This is a genomic window from Candidatus Eisenbacteria bacterium (assembly GCA_016867495.1).
Classification (GTDB): Bacteria; Eisenbacteria; RBG-16-71-46; order CAIMUX01; family VGJL01; genus VGJL01.
Genome location: VGJL01000053.1, coordinates 1 through 15,110, shown reverse-complemented (window position 1 = coordinate 15,110; position 15,110 = coordinate 1). Strand labels below are relative to the sequence as shown.

5 protein-coding genes are annotated in these 15,110 nt (G+C 66.0%); 3 read left to right on the top strand and 2 right to left on the bottom strand.

Translation table 11 applies throughout. The features are described 5' to 3' along the window. The coding region (locus tag FJY88_06945; GenBank protein ID MBM3287073.1) for a hypothetical protein at positions 1 to 4,809 on the bottom strand (4,809 nt) is incomplete at its 3' end. Positions 4,810 to 4,814: 5 nt separating this feature from the next. On the opposite strand from FJY88_06945, the gene FJY88_06940 reads away from it, so the two are divergent. The 3 genes from FJY88_06940 to FJY88_06930 all read left to right on the top strand — a co-directional run bounded on the left by FJY88_06940 (position 4,815) and on the right by FJY88_06930 (position 12,835). Continuing rightward, the gene (locus FJY88_06940) at positions 4,815 to 6,668 is read left to right on the top strand and encodes a T9SS type A sorting domain-containing protein (protein ID MBM3287072.1); all 1,854 of its coding nucleotides are present in this window, start codon (positions 4,815 to 4,817) and stop codon (positions 6,666 to 6,668) included. Between the two features lie 208 nt (positions 6,669 to 6,876). Beyond that, entirely contained in the window at positions 6,877 to 10,752 is a 3,876-nt protein-coding gene (locus tag FJY88_06935) for a T9SS type A sorting domain-containing protein (GenBank protein MBM3287071.1), read from the top strand. A gap of 184 nt (positions 10,753 to 10,936) precedes the next feature. Beyond that, positions 10,937 to 12,835 (top strand): tetratricopeptide repeat protein, encoded by a 1,899-nt coding sequence (locus FJY88_06930; protein ID MBM3287070.1) that lies wholly within the window; start codon positions 10,937 to 10,939, stop codon positions 12,833 to 12,835. 15 nt (positions 12,836 to 12,850) lie between these two features. On the opposite strand, the gene FJY88_06925 is transcribed toward FJY88_06930, so the two are convergent. Further along, positions 12,851 to 15,110, bottom strand: a 2,260-nt coding sequence (locus FJY88_06925) for a hypothetical protein (GenBank protein ID MBM3287069.1), incomplete at its 5' end; no start/stop codon positions are given.

Here is a 15,110-nt window from a genome sequence, read left to right as displayed (position 1 = left end):
CACGGGATGCCCGGAGTCATCGCGCCCATCCCAGGTGACGGCGAGGATCCCGCTCTGGGCCGGCCCCTCGACCAGCGTCCTGACTGCGCGTCCCTGGACATCGTAGACGACGAGGCGCGCCATCCCCGGTTCGCGCACGACATACCGGATCTGCGTCGTCCCCCGGAAGGGATTCGGCTCGTTCTGCGATAGCCCGAAGTCGAGCGCGACCTCGGCATCGACCCCGGTCAGGGAGATCTGGCCGTTGAGAATGACCTCGATGTCGTCGACCGCGGCCTCGACGATCGATGGATTCAAGCGATCCTCAGCGACGAAGCGAATCCGCACCCATCCCTGCGTGTCGATGTACTCGCCGAGCGAGAACTGCATCCGCCTCCAGTAGCGCGCGCTCGTCGTTGTCCGCTCGAGATCGACCCACGTCTGCCCATTGTCGTCCGACACCTGGACCACCCATTCGTCCTCGCCGCCGTAGGGGCCGGTGTTGTTGGTGTACCACCTGTAGTAGCTGAGAGTCACGACCCCCTGGAGGGGCGGAAAGAGGATCGCACTGGTGAGCGTCGTTCGGCCGCCGTCCACATCCTGGTCCCACTCCCGCCCGCCGGGGGGTGCGTTCCCCGTGACCATGCAGTGAGAGCCGGGCGCCCTGGTATGATCATGCTCGGTCTGGACCATCGTCGTGTCGTGGTAGGTGGCGTTCGGATCGACGCGCACCCACGCACCCTCCGTTGCGGTGTCGCTGGGCCCTCCGACCGCCCACACCCCTCGATCGGTCTCGAAGTTCTCTGAGAAGACGATCGTGGGGGCCACGACCCAGAATGTGTACATGTTGTCCGGAGCATCGGCCGGATCGGTCGCAAGGTTTCCGCCGCTGTCGCGCACGTGGATGAAGTAGGAGATCTTCGTTCCCCACGGCTGGCCGGGGATCTTGCCGCGGTAGATGCCGGCTCCCTGGAAAGTCATGTTGACAAACTGGAGGGGAGTGTTGTCGAGGCTGAAATAGACCCGGGCTTCGCTGATGAAGGACGAGTCGGCCACGCCCGCATCGACATTGTAGGGACCGATCGTGTCGACCGTGGATTCGAGCGGAACGCTCGTGATCGATGGCGGCGCGATGTCGCGGAGCGCGAAGTCGACCTGCACCGATCCCCCGATCAGCACCTGGACCGCCTCCACTGTGTCCGGGGCGAAACCGGTATGCGCGGCGCGGAGGTTGTAGGTCCCCGCAAGCTCCTCGGCGGAATAGGCCCCCGTGGTGTCGGTCATGTAGATGTGGCCGTTCTCGAGGACGCTGACCTGCGCGCCCACCAGCGGCAGCATGCCGGCCGACAGGTTGCGAACGGTCCCGAAGACCTGTCCCGCCAGAACCTCGTGCTTCGGAACGAAGCGGATCGCGCGGTTCGCCGCGAGGGTGGCGGCGCCTCCGGCGTATCGATTGTAATAGGAGTAGAGCACTCCGTCCGTGTGCATCTGGTTCTCGATGCCGACGGTCGAGTAGTTGTCGTCGGCGTCCGGGTTGCTGATCGTGTGGTACTGGAAGACGATCTCGCCGTCGCCTGTCTCGGTCGGATGGAAGGCCGGATCCTTCAGGATCACCTCGAAGATGACGGTGGAGCTGTTGTAGGTGTTCCGCATACGGCTCCACTCGACGATCCACCAGTGGTTCGTCGAGTCATACCGCTGGAAGACCTTCCCGCCGCCGTATTGATAGAGATCGTCCCAGAAGGGCGCGATCATCGCCTGGGGGCCCCCCGCAGAGGGGATGGTCCAGTTGCGGAACTCGGTGTTCCACTGCGAGCCCATGGCGAGCCAGCCGTTCGAACAGATCGTCGCCCTCGTGTAGTTCGTCCCGTAGTACTTGAAGGAGAATGGGATGTCGACGACCCGCGACTTGTCCTGGCCGGCGCCGTTGTCGCCCAGCACGACCTCCGTTCCGGATCCCCCGTAGGTCGGATCGATCTCGATCCAGCTATAGGTCGGGACTTCGGGGTAGCCGACGTCGGTGTTGTCGTAGGCGTAGTAACCGTATCCGTCGGGGCCGCACGGGTCGTCCGTCGAGCGCGTGCCGACCGGCACCGCGACAAAGGTCGTGTCCCGCGCGCCCCCCGAGAAGTCGAGGAGCAGCTTGAAGGTGGCGAGGTACCCCTCGGGGGTGTTCGGGGCCGCGGAGATGGAGAAGCGGTCGACCGTGTTCTCCGCCTGCCCGCCGGGATTGATCGTCGTGTACGCGCCGATCCCGTCCACCACGTTCGTGTACTGGCTGAGCGAGAGGAGCGAGGCCGTGGGCGTCACTGCCGGTACGCCGCCCTTGTTCGAGAGCAGCACGGAGAGCCCAACCGTCTCCCCTGGGTCGAGCAGGCCGTTGCCGCCGGCGTTGTAGAGCGTGTACGCGCCGCTGGCGCTGAGATCTCCCGAGACGACCTCCAGATCGATGAGAGAGTGCCATTGGTTGATCCCGGAGCTGATATCGAGACCCAGCCTGATCGCCCGCCCGTGTGGGCACGCGTGGTCGATCGAGAGGTCGAAGTCCTCTGCGGACCAGGCGGTGGCCCCGCCGGCGATGTCCCCGAACGTCTCGTTCGCGTCGCTGATCGTGACGTAGGGATCGAGGGAGGTGAGAACCGCGGTCACCCCCGTCGCCGTCTGCGAGCCGAAGTTCTTGAGCTGGACGCGCAGCTCGACCGTCTCCCCCGGGTTGACGATCCCATCCCCGTTGCCGCTGCTCCCGCCGCTCGAGTCGTCATCGATCGTGGCGGCCTGATAGCCGACGTAGCGCGTCGACGTATTCACCGGGATCGTGCCGGTGTAGGGATACCGGTCGTGCTTCGTGACCGTGACGAGCATGTCTCCGGTCGTGGGCGTCGCGACGGGAAGCTCGACATATCCGGACGCGTCGGTGTAGCCGACCGCGTAGGTCTCGGTCCCCTTCCAGAGGCAGACGAGCGCATCCGCGCAGGCCTGTCCCTGGTCCTGGACCGTGACGGAGACTGCGTTCGTCCCCAGCGGGACGCTCGACGGATGGGTCACGGAAAGCGCCGTCGGAATCCCCGTCCAGCAGTCGGTGGCCGGATCGCCCATCAGGTTGTGCCAGTGACTGAACATGATGACCCGGTTCGGCTCGTTCACCTGGTAGTTGCGGTAGAGTTCCAGCTTGCCGAAGGTGAGCGCCGCGCCCAGATGATAGTCGCCCGTGTACAGAAGCCCGTAGAAGATGCCCGTGTGGATGCAGTTGTTGTAGCGGGTGTGCGTGCCGGTCGTCGCCGTGCCGATCGCCCCGACCGCTCCCCTGGGCCTGTTGTTTGTCGAGTCCCAGGCTCGGAGAAAGCCCTCGGACCGGCAGGCGTTGTCATCGTAGAAGGAGCCTGTGTCGCACGTGATGGTGACGACGAAGGGCATCATCCAGCCGTTGGTGAGCAGGTAGGTGTTGCTGTTGGTCCACCCGCTCATCCCGTAGAAGCCCCGGTAACTGAAAACCGTGTCGCCTCGATTGAGAGCGGTGGTCATCTGGCTCGTCCAGCTCCCCGAGTAGATCGTGTCGATCTGGGTGTAGCCCAGCTGGCGCAGCCTCGTCTTGATCCACTGCTGCACCTGAATGACGCTGGTGCCCGAGCTCGAGGGATCCCCGACGAGGCAGGCCCTCCTGAACCAGCTCGTGTCGGACATGTAGGGATTCGCCTCGTAGTTGTAGATCTTGGAAACGATCCGCTCCAGCTCGGTCGTCGTCTGGAACGAGAGCCGGCCGATGTGGATGTCGGCAAGGATGTCGGTTCCCTCGAGCTGCGCGTAGGGGTGATCGCCCTCTCCTCCGTAGCCGGAGACCGACTCGAACCAGGTCGCGATCGAGTAGCTGCCGTCGGCGTCCCCCGCCAGGACGACGTACTCGAGCGGCGGGTCCGCGGTCGTGTAGACGTTCTGGATGTAGGCCTTGATCGAGGCGTTGGTGGTCCCTGTCTGAGCGGTGGTCGCGAGCATGGTCGACATTCCCATCCGCTTGCGCCAGTCGATGAGAGGCTGAAGCCGTGAAGTGACCGCCGCGTCGTTGCGGCAGATCACGAGCCAGGTACCCGGCAGGACCGTGGCGCCCTGGGCATCCAGCGAGTAGTTGGGGACGATCTCCTGGTAGAGCCTGTCGAAGCTGGGCGGGATGATCGTCCTTCTGGACTCCTTGACGTTCTCGACCGCGCCGCTCCTGAAGTGGAGATCGACACGGATCTGCGAGGCCACCCGGATGGTCTTGGTGGCGGGGTTGTATCGGACGGGCCGGAACGTGACCGGCACGATGCGCAGGTCGCGGAAGATCGCCGGCGAGCCGACCGTCGCGTACTCCGCCTCGCTGAAGCCGTCATGGGCGTAGGCGGCGGAATCGTAGACGAATCGATCTCCTTCGTCGGCCTGCATCGGGACCAGGTCGAACCCGGGCAGATCCTCCTCGGCCTCGGCGACACAGGAGACCGTGACCTCGGCGCCGTCCGGCACGGCGATCAGCCGGGCGAAGACGGGCAGCGCCGGCTGTCCCAGCCCCCCCGCCAGATCTCCCCCAGGAATGCCGACCACCTGAAAGCCCCGTCCATCCACCTCGACGTCATCGACCGAGAGAACCGGCAGATCGAAGAGCAAGCCGATCCCCCGCTGATCCGATGAGGCGACCTCGACGCGCGGCATGTCATCCCGAGAGATCGAGGCCTCCGGCCGCATGATGGGCGATCCCATGGCGGTCGACCCTGCAAGCAGGACGAGGAACAGACCTACGGCGTTGGCGAATCGCATGTTTGACTCCCGTTGTCTAGCAGGCCAAACGAACGCTGGAGGCATCGGTGATGCAACCCCTCCCGATGAAAGCTATATCTTCATTGAGTATACGCCCCTACGGCGCCTGGAGGAAGATCAAGGTTGGCTCCCGGCTGGAGGGGGGCGCTCCGGCATGCCCCCCCTCGCGCTATCTCCGCCGTTGTGCTAGAATTAGGCTGCTTGCGATGGCGCTCACTAACCTGCAGCAACCTGCAGCCTTGGGAGACACAACGATGAAGAGGCAGATCGGTTTGGCCCTCATCCTGATCGCCCTCGCCTCGGCGGCGACGGCGGCGACCCTCAACGTTCCGAGCCAGTACCCGACGATCCACGCGGCGGTTCAGGCCGCTCAAACGGGGGACATCGTCCAGGTGGCCCCGGGGATCTACTCGGATGTGACACATCCCGTGATGACCCCGACCGACACGACCTACTGCGCGGTCATCATGAGGAGCGGGGTCACCGTCCGAGGTTCCGGGACGGGCGTGACGACTCTCTTCGCGGACTCGCTCGGCCGCGGGTTCCATTGCGAGGGCGTGACGAACTCGACGATCCGAGACATGACGATAAGGAAGGCGTTCGCCGAAGTGTACGGCGCCGCCATCTTCTGCACCGAGGGAACCTCGATCACGATCTTCAACTGCGAGATCACGAACAACCATGACGGCGGGATCATCTGTTTGAACGGATCCTCCCCCACGATCCAGTCGTGCACCTTCACGAACAACGGATCCAAGGGAGGCGGAGCGATCGCCGCCGAGGTCGATTGCTCTCCCGTGATCACCGGGTGCGTCATGACGGGCAACTATGCCCCGACCGGCGGGGGGATCTTCGTCCGCCGCAACTCGGCGCCGACGATCACTAACTGCGTGATCAGCGGCAACTACGTCAGCGCAGCCAATGGAGGAGGAGGCGGGGTCACGATCCTCAATGCCCGGCCGACCTTCACGAACTGCCAGATCACGAACAACACCGCCGACGGCTTCGGCGGAGGGATCGCGGTCCTCGACTCCGGAGTCCTGACGATGAACAGCTGCCTGATTCAGGGGAACCGGACGCTCGCCGCCAACGCTCCGGGAGGAGGCATCTACGTCGATTTCGGGGGGAACATCCTCCTCGACGACTGCACGATCACGCGCAACAGGACATCCGGGGCCAACTCGGACGGCGGGGGAGTCAGCCTTTCCTTCGCGAACGAGGCAACCTTCATGCAGTGCACGATCGCGGCCAACTCTTCGAACGGCCAGGCGGGCATGGCGGGAGGCATGTCGTGCCTCTTCTCCTCTCCCGTGATCACCAAGTCGATCATCGCGTTCAATAGCCCTGGGAAGGGACTGTCGTGCCTCGACGAGAGCATCCCCGTGGTGTCTTGCACGGACATCTACGGCAACGAGGGCGGCGACGCCCTCTGCGGACAGAACGCCGGGAATAACTTCTCGCTCGATCCCCTCTTCTGCAACCTTGCGAGTGACAACTACAGGCTGCAAATGACATCGCCCTGCTTCCCGGGCCTTCACCCGAACGGTCCGCGGGCCTGCGACAACGTGAGAATCGGGGCGCAGGATCCCGGCTGCAATCCCGCCGCCGTGGATGATCTCGGACCGGCCGATCTTTCGTCCCTCTCCGGCAACCCCAATCCGTTTGCCGAGAAGACGACGATCCGGTTCGAACTGGCGCGGGCGGGAGCGGCCAGCCTGTCGATCTTCGATGTCTCGGGCCGGCTCGTGCGAAGCCTCGCGGCTGGCCGCAATGCCGCCGGTCCCCACGCGATCGACTGGGACGGCGCGGACGAAGAGGGCCGGCTCCTCCCTGCGGGGGTCTACTTCTGCCGGCTGATGGCCGACGGAAGCTCGACCGCGCGACCCCTCGTGATTTCGCGGTAGGAAGATCCTCCGAACCCATACCGCCCCCGGCGCCTCCTCACGGGAGGCTGCCGGGGGTTCGGTTTCTGCGCTGGCGGTCTGTCCCGTGCGGGCTACCGTCCCCCATCATGCTATAGTCAAGAGCGTCCGGCCGGGATCAATCGACCTTGCGACCGAAGGACCATTCGGATGGCTGGAGAGGGGATCTGAGCACAACAGGGGAGGAGAGATGCGGACCATCCTGATCCTGGTTCTGGCAATGGCTGCGCTGTCAGTCGCCGCCCGCGCGACCCATGAGATCGAGTCCTTCGTCTCGAGCGAGATCGGATCGCCCGAGCGGGAGGCGACCCCGCGCATCGTCGCGACCGCTGAGATCGATGAGGGGAGAACGAGCCTGATCGTTCGCGATGAGAGTTCTGCTCCCTTCGAGAGGCCCTTCACGCAGCTCGTCGTGATCCCTGCGGACGCGAGCGAGATCGAGGTTGGGGTCGTCGCGCAGGCCGGGGAGGATCCCGGAGTCGAAGCGGCCGCCGGGACGCCGATGATCGCCCGGGGCGCGCGAATCCTGCCTGTCGCCATCTCCAGGACGAAGGCCGCAGGAGAAGCCTCAGCTCACCTGGCCGGCAAGGGCGCCCCGAGCGAGGTCAGGATCGAGATCCGTTACCGGGAGACGCCGCGGGGCTCCGCGCGGGCGCGCCCCTCCGCGGCCCTGCGTCGCAGCCGCGGCTTCTTCACCGCGATGGCGCCCTACATCGCCCCCGAGCAGCTCGCCTCGCTGGCTTCGGAAGAGACCGGCAGCTACGTCATCGTGACCCATCCCGACTTCCTCTCCGCCATCGAGCCGTTCGCGGAATGGAAGACGCAGATGGGCTTCGAGGTGCTCCTCTTGACGACCAACGAAGCCGGAGGAACCAATACGGCGATCAAGGCCTACTTGCAGAACCTGTACGACACATCAGCCAATCCCCCGCAGTATCTCCTCCTCGTCGGCGACATCGCGCAGGTTCCCTCCTTCAGCTTCCACTCGAATGTGACGGATCACCCCTACACGCTGATGGAGGGGAACGACTTCATGCCGGACCTCGGCGTGGGCCGATTCTCCGTCGCGTCGCTCGTCGAGGCGCAGACCGTGGTCGCCAAGGTCCTGAACTACGAGCGCAATCCCTACAAGGACGAGGGAACGGATTGGTTCTCGCGCGCCCTCCTGGTGGCGGGGGACTATGGCTCGACGACACCGGTCGCCGTCAGCAAGTGGTGCCGCTCGCTCCTCATCGACATGGGCTTCGCGAACGTCGATTCCTGCTACTTCCCTCCTTTCTTCATCGACCATCAACGGCGGATCCCCAATGCCATCAACCGAGGCGTTTCGATCGTGAGCTACCGTGGTTGGGCCTATGGGACAAATGGCTGGGAGCCTCCCCATTTCACGGTGGACGAGATCCCGTCCCTGGCCAACGGCTGGAAGCTCCCCGTCGTCTGTAGCTGGGTCTGCCAGAACAACGACTTCTCGAAGCCGGAGTGCTTCGGGGAGAAGTGGCTTCGAGCCGGAACCCAGGTCGAGCCGAAGGGGGCTGTCGCCTTCATCGGCAACAGCGAGCCTTGGTCCCACACGCGCTTCAACGACGCCTGCGCGATCGGGGCATTCAAGGGGATCCGGCACGGAGGGGTGCGCAGGATGACGGATCTGCTGAACGCCGCGAAGCTCGAATGTCTCTACCAGTTCCCCGATGCGATCGACTACCAGTCGAGCGCCGGCGAGTCGGTCGAGCTGAACTATTACATTTACAGCCTTCTCGGCGATCCTGAGATGGAGATGTTCCTGAATCCGCCCCGGCCGATCGCGGTCACCCACGTCGCGCGCGTGGCGGAGGGGAGCAACTTCCTGCAGGTCCAGGTTCTCGATGCGGCCGGGCAGACCGCGATCGCTGGAGCCCGCGTGGGGATCGCCCAGGGAAGGAACCTCCTCGGCTGCGCCTGGACCGATGCCGACGGCACGGCCCGCGTGCCGGCGGAGTTCGCCGCGGCGGGGACTCCGACCGTCGTCACCGTGACCGGAACCAGCCTCGACCCCTACCAGGGCGGTGTGGAGGTCTTCTCGACGACCGAGGGATCCTTCTTCGGCTACGGGGAGTCGAGCCTGGACGATGACGCTCAGGGGAGCAGCAGCGGCAACGGGGATGGGCTCGTCAATCCGGGAGAGACGATCGAGCTGACCGTGACCCTTCGCAACCACGGGGGCCGGGCCGGAAGCGGGATCTCCGCGACGATCGCCGCGATCGAGACGGCGGAGATCGTGCAGGCTCAGTCCGCCTTCCCCGACATCCCTCCGTCCGGGCAGGGGACCTGCCTGACGCCGTTCGTCCTCCGCGTGCCGGCCCAGGCGACGGATGGCCAGCGGGTCCGGATCGCGCTCGACGCGACCGCGCAGGGTTTCCCGCCCGGCGGGGCCTCACGTTCGATCATCGACCTGGAGGTCGCCGCGCCTGCGCTGCGATACCACGCCTACTCCGCCGCGGGCGCGGGCGGACTGGACCCCGGTCGCACGGTCGATCTCTCGATCACGCTGCGCAACGACGGGTCCGCCAACGCCTCGCGCGCTTCCGCGGCGCTCACGACGAGCACGCCGGACTTCGTCACCGTCATCGACGGCGAGACGGCGTTCCCTCCGATCGCGATCGGAGAGGCGGGGACGAGCGAGACGGCGTTTCGCATCCAGATCGATGACGAGGCCGCGGTGGGCCAGGCGGCCGTCTTCACGCTCGTCCTGACGACGGCCGAGGGATACATCGGAAGCACGAGCTTCTCCCTCGCGATCGGAACCGTCGATCATGGCGCGCCCCTCGGCCCCGACGTGTATGGCTACTACGCCTACGACAGCACGGACACCGACTATCCGAGCCAGGCCCCGACCTATAGGTGGATCGAGTGCTCGCCGGTCTACGGCGGGTCCGGGACCCTCATCCCGTTGACCGACAACACCACCGCCACGGTCGACCTTCCCTTCTCGTTCACATATTACGGAGAGAGCTTCAACAGTGTCGTCGTCTGCGACAACGGATGGCTCTCCTTCGAGATGACCACCTACTACGACTACTACAACTGGCACATTCCCAACGCCTACGGAAACGGCGCCCAGATCGCTCCGTTCTGGGACAACCTCGATCCGATGCGCCTGCTCGCGGACATCAAGGCCGGCGACGGCATCTACCGCTATCACGACCCGGAGCGGCACCTCTTCGTGATCGAGTGGAGCCGGGTCATGAACTGGCGGCCCGAGCTGGACGACCTGCAGACATTCGAGGTGATCTTCTACGATCCGGCCCACTATCCGACGGCGAGCGGGAACGGCATCGTCGAATTCCAGTACAAGCAGGTGACGAACGACGACGCGGAGAGGATGTTCGCCACGGTCGGCATCGAGAACATGGAAGAGGACATCGGGCTCGAATACACCTACTCCAACTCCTACCCGGCGGCCGCCGCGCCGATCTCGTCGGGACTGGCGATCCGGTTCTCGACCGAGAAGCCCCGGTACGACCCCTTCCGCATCGCGTCCTTCCGTGTCGCGCCGGAGGCGGGCGGGTTGATGCTGGCCTGGGAACCGGCCGACGAGCGCCCTCGCGGCGGCTATCGCATCTACAGGGCGACGGGCCAGGGCGACTACGAGACGGTCACCGAATCTCCGCTCGACGCGGCGAGTCGATCCTACATCGATCGGTCGGCCGATCCCGACTCGACCTATTCCTACAGGGTCGGATCTCTAGATCCCTTCGGCCGCGAGACCCTCATCGGTCCCTTCGCCTACAACGGAGGGAACATTCGCGCGCCGCGCTTCGCGCTTGAGGCCCGAACTCCGAATCCCTTCCGCGGCATGCTCGATCTGATCTACGCGATCCCGCGCCCCAGCGATGTGACTCTCCAGATTCACGATCTCTCGGGCCGGACCGTCCGCACGCTGATCGACGGTCCGATTCCGGAGGGCTCGCAGACCGCCACGTGGGACGGGCGGGACGAGGACGGACGGCAGATGCCGAGCGGGATCTATCTCTGTACGCTGACCTCCGGCCAGCAGCGCCGCAGCCTGAAGCTGACGTTGCTGCGCTAGAGCGGTTCGATAGCATCTGAGACGCTCGCCTGGCGCATCCGCCCGGTGTTGTGTGTCTCGCTGTGGCCCGCTTCGCGAATGCGAACCGAGCGGGGCCAAGGGAACCGTCGGGGCCTGAGCGACCGGTTGCGTGAGCGGATCCGAGCGGCGAGTTGCGGCGAGCCGCGCTCGAGGTGAAGAGGGGATGCTGGAGGAGAGATCGGCCTGGCCCCAGATTCGTGGCGCCCTCGCCGGACCCGGCGCCCGCATCGCCGCCCTCCTCTTCCTTCTCGCGGTCGCCGTCCGCGGCCTCTTCCTGCTCGAGATGGCCTCGAGTCCGGCCTTCCGCATTCCGCTCGTCGATGCCGAGACCTACGACGCCCTCGCGCGGCAGCTCGCGCTGGGCCGGCATCTGAGCAGGGACTTCTTCTGGCAGCCGCCCCTCTATCCGCTCCTCCTCTCGCTCGTCTACCTCGTCACGGGCGGATCGATGCTCGCGGCCAAGATGGCGCAGGCGCTCCTCGGCGGAGCGACATGCGTCCTCACCTACGTGCTCGGCCACGCGATCCTCGGCCGGCGCGCAGGGGCGATCGCCGGGGTCGTCGTGGCCCTCTACATGCCGCTTGTCTTCTTCGAGTGCGATCTGCTCGCCGCGGGACTGGCCGCCTTCTGGTCGCTCGTCCTGATTCTGCTGCTCATGGAGTCGGGGGAGCGCCCGTCGTTCCGGGTCCTTCTCGCTCTGGGCTTCTGCTCAGCCCTCGCCGTCCTGACGCGCCCCACATTCCTTCCGTTCGTGGCCGCCGCAGGGCTCTGGCTGGCCCTCGGCGCATATCGGCGGGCCGGGGCGAGGGGGGCGGCCTCCAGGTGCGCCATCGCGATCTTCGGCTTCGCCCTCGCCGCGCTTCCCGCCGCCGCCGTCAACGCCACCCGGATGACCGGCAGCTTCACGATCCTGCCTTCATCCGGCGGCATCAACTTCTACATCGGGAACAACCCGAACATCTGCGAGACGCTGACGGCCCGGCCGGGTTGGGACTGGACCAAGCTGACGACCCTCCCCCATCGGGAAGGGTTCGAGCGGCGCTCCGAGCAGCAGGCCTTCTTCTATCGAAAGGTCGCGAATTACCTGAAAAGAGAGCCGTCCGGATTCCTCGCGAACCTCGGCCGGAAAGGAGCGCGGATCCTCTGCTCCCGCGAGCTTCCGCGAAACGTCGACCCCTACGTCTTCCGCCAGTGGTCCCACTTGCTCTCGCTTCTCTTCTGGAAGGCCGGCCCGTTCGGATTCCCCTTTGGGCTCCTCCTTCCGCTTGCGGTGGTCGGAGCCTGGGGGTTCCGGCGGCAAGTCCCCTTCGTCATCTGGCTCTTCCTGGGTCTCTTCTCGATCGCGCTGGTCGCTGTCTTCGTGGCCGATCGTTATCGAGCGCCCATGGCCCCCGTCCTGTCCATCCTCGCCGCCGGCGGAATCCTTCGCCTGATCGAGATGGCGCGCGCGCGCAGGACCAAGGCTTTGCTCGCGAGCGCGGCCTCGATCGCCGCGGTGACGCTCGTCTCCTCCCTGCCCGGTCCTTTCTGCGAGGAGAAGCTCGACTACGCGGCGGATCTCGATCTCATGCTCGGGATCGCGCACTTCCAGAGGGCCCAGGTCGCGGCGGACACGACGCTCGCGGGACAGGAGACGCGGCTGGCGGAGCGGTACTACCGGAAGTCGATCGCCGCCAATCCCCTGCTCGCCGACGGGCACAGCGAGCTGGGGAATCTCCACTTCGTCTCGGGACGCTTCAAGGAAGCGGCCGAATCGTACGTGAGGGCCCTCGAGCTCAGGCCGGATCACGGCAAGGCGCTCCACAGCCTCGGGGTGCTTCTCTTCAGGGCCGGCAAGGACAATGATGCGATCGACTGCTTCCGCCGCGCGCTCGCGCTCGATCCCTCATTCCCCAGGACCTACCTCTTCCTGGGGCAGGCGCTCTTGCACAAGGGGCAGATCCGCGAGGCGATCGGCCAGATCGAGAAGGGGCTTCTGCTGGAAACGGATCCCGACTACCGCGCCCTCGCGATGAGCTGCCTGGCGGAAGCCCGCGCTCGCTCGGGGCCATCGGGCCCGTAACCGCTCAGGCTCAGCCTACGGAGCCGTCCTCGCGACGCGGAACCCGACGACATCGTCCCTCGAGTTGGGCCAGTAGACGCCGCGGGAGGCCGAGCGGCAATCGCGGGCGTAGTAGTACCAGGAGCCGCCGCGGATCACCCGCTGCATGCCCGAGGGGGGACCGCCGTCGAACGAGACCTCCGCCGGCGTCTCCTCATACCAATCCCAGCACCATTCCCAGACATTCCCGTGCATGTCGTACAGGCCCCACGCGTTCGCCTGCTTGGTCTTCACATCGTGGGTCCCCGCCCCGGCGTTGCCGCAGTACCAGCCCAGGGCATCGAGGACGGCGTCCAGCTCGCAATACTCGAAGCTGATCCCTCCCGTCGCGAAGGCGGTCGAGCTCCCCGCGCGGCACGCCCTCTCCCACTCCGCCTCGGTCGGGAGGCGATATCCGTCGGCCTCGGGATTCCACGTGACCGTCTCGCCATTGATCTCGTACGCCGGCTCCAGGCTCTCGTCGATGGAGCGCTCGTTGCAGTACCGCACGGCGTCGTACCAGGTCACATTCTCGACCGGACGGCTGTCTCCAACCCAGCGGGACGGGTTCGTCCCCATCGTCGTCCGGTACTCGAGCTGCGTCACTTCGTGATCCTCGATCTGGACGCCGCGCGAAAAGACGACCGTGCGCTGGAGTTCGTCCGGATCGCGCCCCATCTCGCCAAGCGGACTCCCCATCACCAAGACCTCATCTCCCACCCAGGGTCCCTGGACGGCGTCGAGCGTCGCCGTGTTCCCGTGCCCGTCGTTGAACTCGAAGGAGTAGGAGTGGACGCCCTTCGGCAGCGTGGTCGTGAACTCGTAGAGGGCGGCCTCCGCAGGGTCTCCGCCAACCAGGGCCATTGCGTGCCTCTCGCCGTCGATCAGCACATCCGAGACGGTCGGGACATCGCCGTCGCCATCGAAGTAGGTGACTCTGAATGTGAACGATGTGCTCGGGGTGCCCGCGCGCGGCGCGACCGAGCCGTTCGTGATCGCGGTGCCGCCGAGGGTCGTGTCGGATACCACGTTCGAGAGCATAGACCAGTTCGAGGAGGCATCGCCGGACTTGAGGGCGAAGTAGTAGCCGGTCTCCTTCTCGAGGCCGGCGACGACGCAGGTCTCGGGCGTGCCCGCGCGCGAGGGGAGAGGCTCGTCCGACGCCTTCTCCGCGGCCTCCCAGGTCTCCGGCGTGATCGGCGCGCGCGCGAAGCGCACGTCGTACTGCGAGGCGATCCCTGCGTAGTGATCGTTCCCCGTCGCGTGCCAGGTCAGCCGCATGCTGCTTGATCCCACTGGCTCCGCCGAGAGGTCGACGATCTTCGCCGGGGGCGTCGTATCGAGAACGGAGGGCACCTCGCCTCCCATCACGATCAGTCCCTCGGCCTTGTCGGCCGCCAGGACGATCCCGGACTCCATGACGGCCACGCCCATCGCATAGGTCGTGACGATAGTCCCCGCCAGGCGCGGATTGCGGGGGTCGGACACGTCCACGACGTGGACCCCGCCGTCCTGCGCGGCCAGGTAGACGCGGTTGCCGCGCGCTGCGATCGAGCGGCAGTACCCCGCGAGGGCCAGATGCGCCGCGGGCACGGGCGCCGGGATTCCGTCATCGCCGATCTGGATCTCCATCACCTCGAGTCCGTTCAGTCCATCGGCCACGTAGACGTAGCCGTCCTTCACGATCAGGTCCCGGGCGTTGCCCGGCGTATCCGCATAGGAGACGAGCTTGACCAGATGGATGATCCTGACCCTCGCGTCGACGACCGCCACGCCCATCTCGTCGTCCGCCACATAGACGAACCCGTCGGCGGCGTCGACCGCCTTGGCCACACCGCGCGTGTAAGCCTGGATGCGGTTCGTGAAGATCCCGGGGGCGATCGGATCGGACTCGAAGACGAGGATCCCGTGATAGCTGTCCGCCACGTAGACCACGTAGGGCTTCTCCGGATCGCCGGACATCTCGATCACCATGTTCTCGGCGTCGCGAGCGTCGCTCCCCTGCTCCAGCGAGGTCACGTTCGCGGGATCGCTTATGTTGTAGGAGGTGATCCCTTCTGTTCCCTCGACCAGGAAGGCGATGTCGACCACGCTGCCATGCGAGGGGGTGCCGACGGCCCGGATGGCGTAGCCGTACTTGGTCGGCCGCGTGATGCTGACCATGGCCGGCGCCGCTGGGTCCCGAAGATCCGCGACGTAGAGGCCCGCCTGCCCTCCCGCGAGGTAGGCGTGGCTCCCGAGCGCGTCCACATCCTCG

Excerpts from the sequence above, each read along its gene's own strand:
- FJY88_06930 (MBM3287070.1), top strand. The coding sequence starts at position 10,937 with ATGCTGGAGGAGAGATCGGCCTGGCCCCAGATTCGTGGCGCCCTCGCC.
- FJY88_06935 (MBM3287071.1), top strand. The coding sequence starts at position 6,877 with ATGCGGACCATCCTGATCCTGGTTCTGGCAATGGCTGCGCTGTCAGTC.
- FJY88_06940 (MBM3287072.1), top strand. The coding sequence starts at position 4,815 with ATGCAACCCCTCCCGATGAAAGCTATATCTTCATTGAGTATACGCCCC.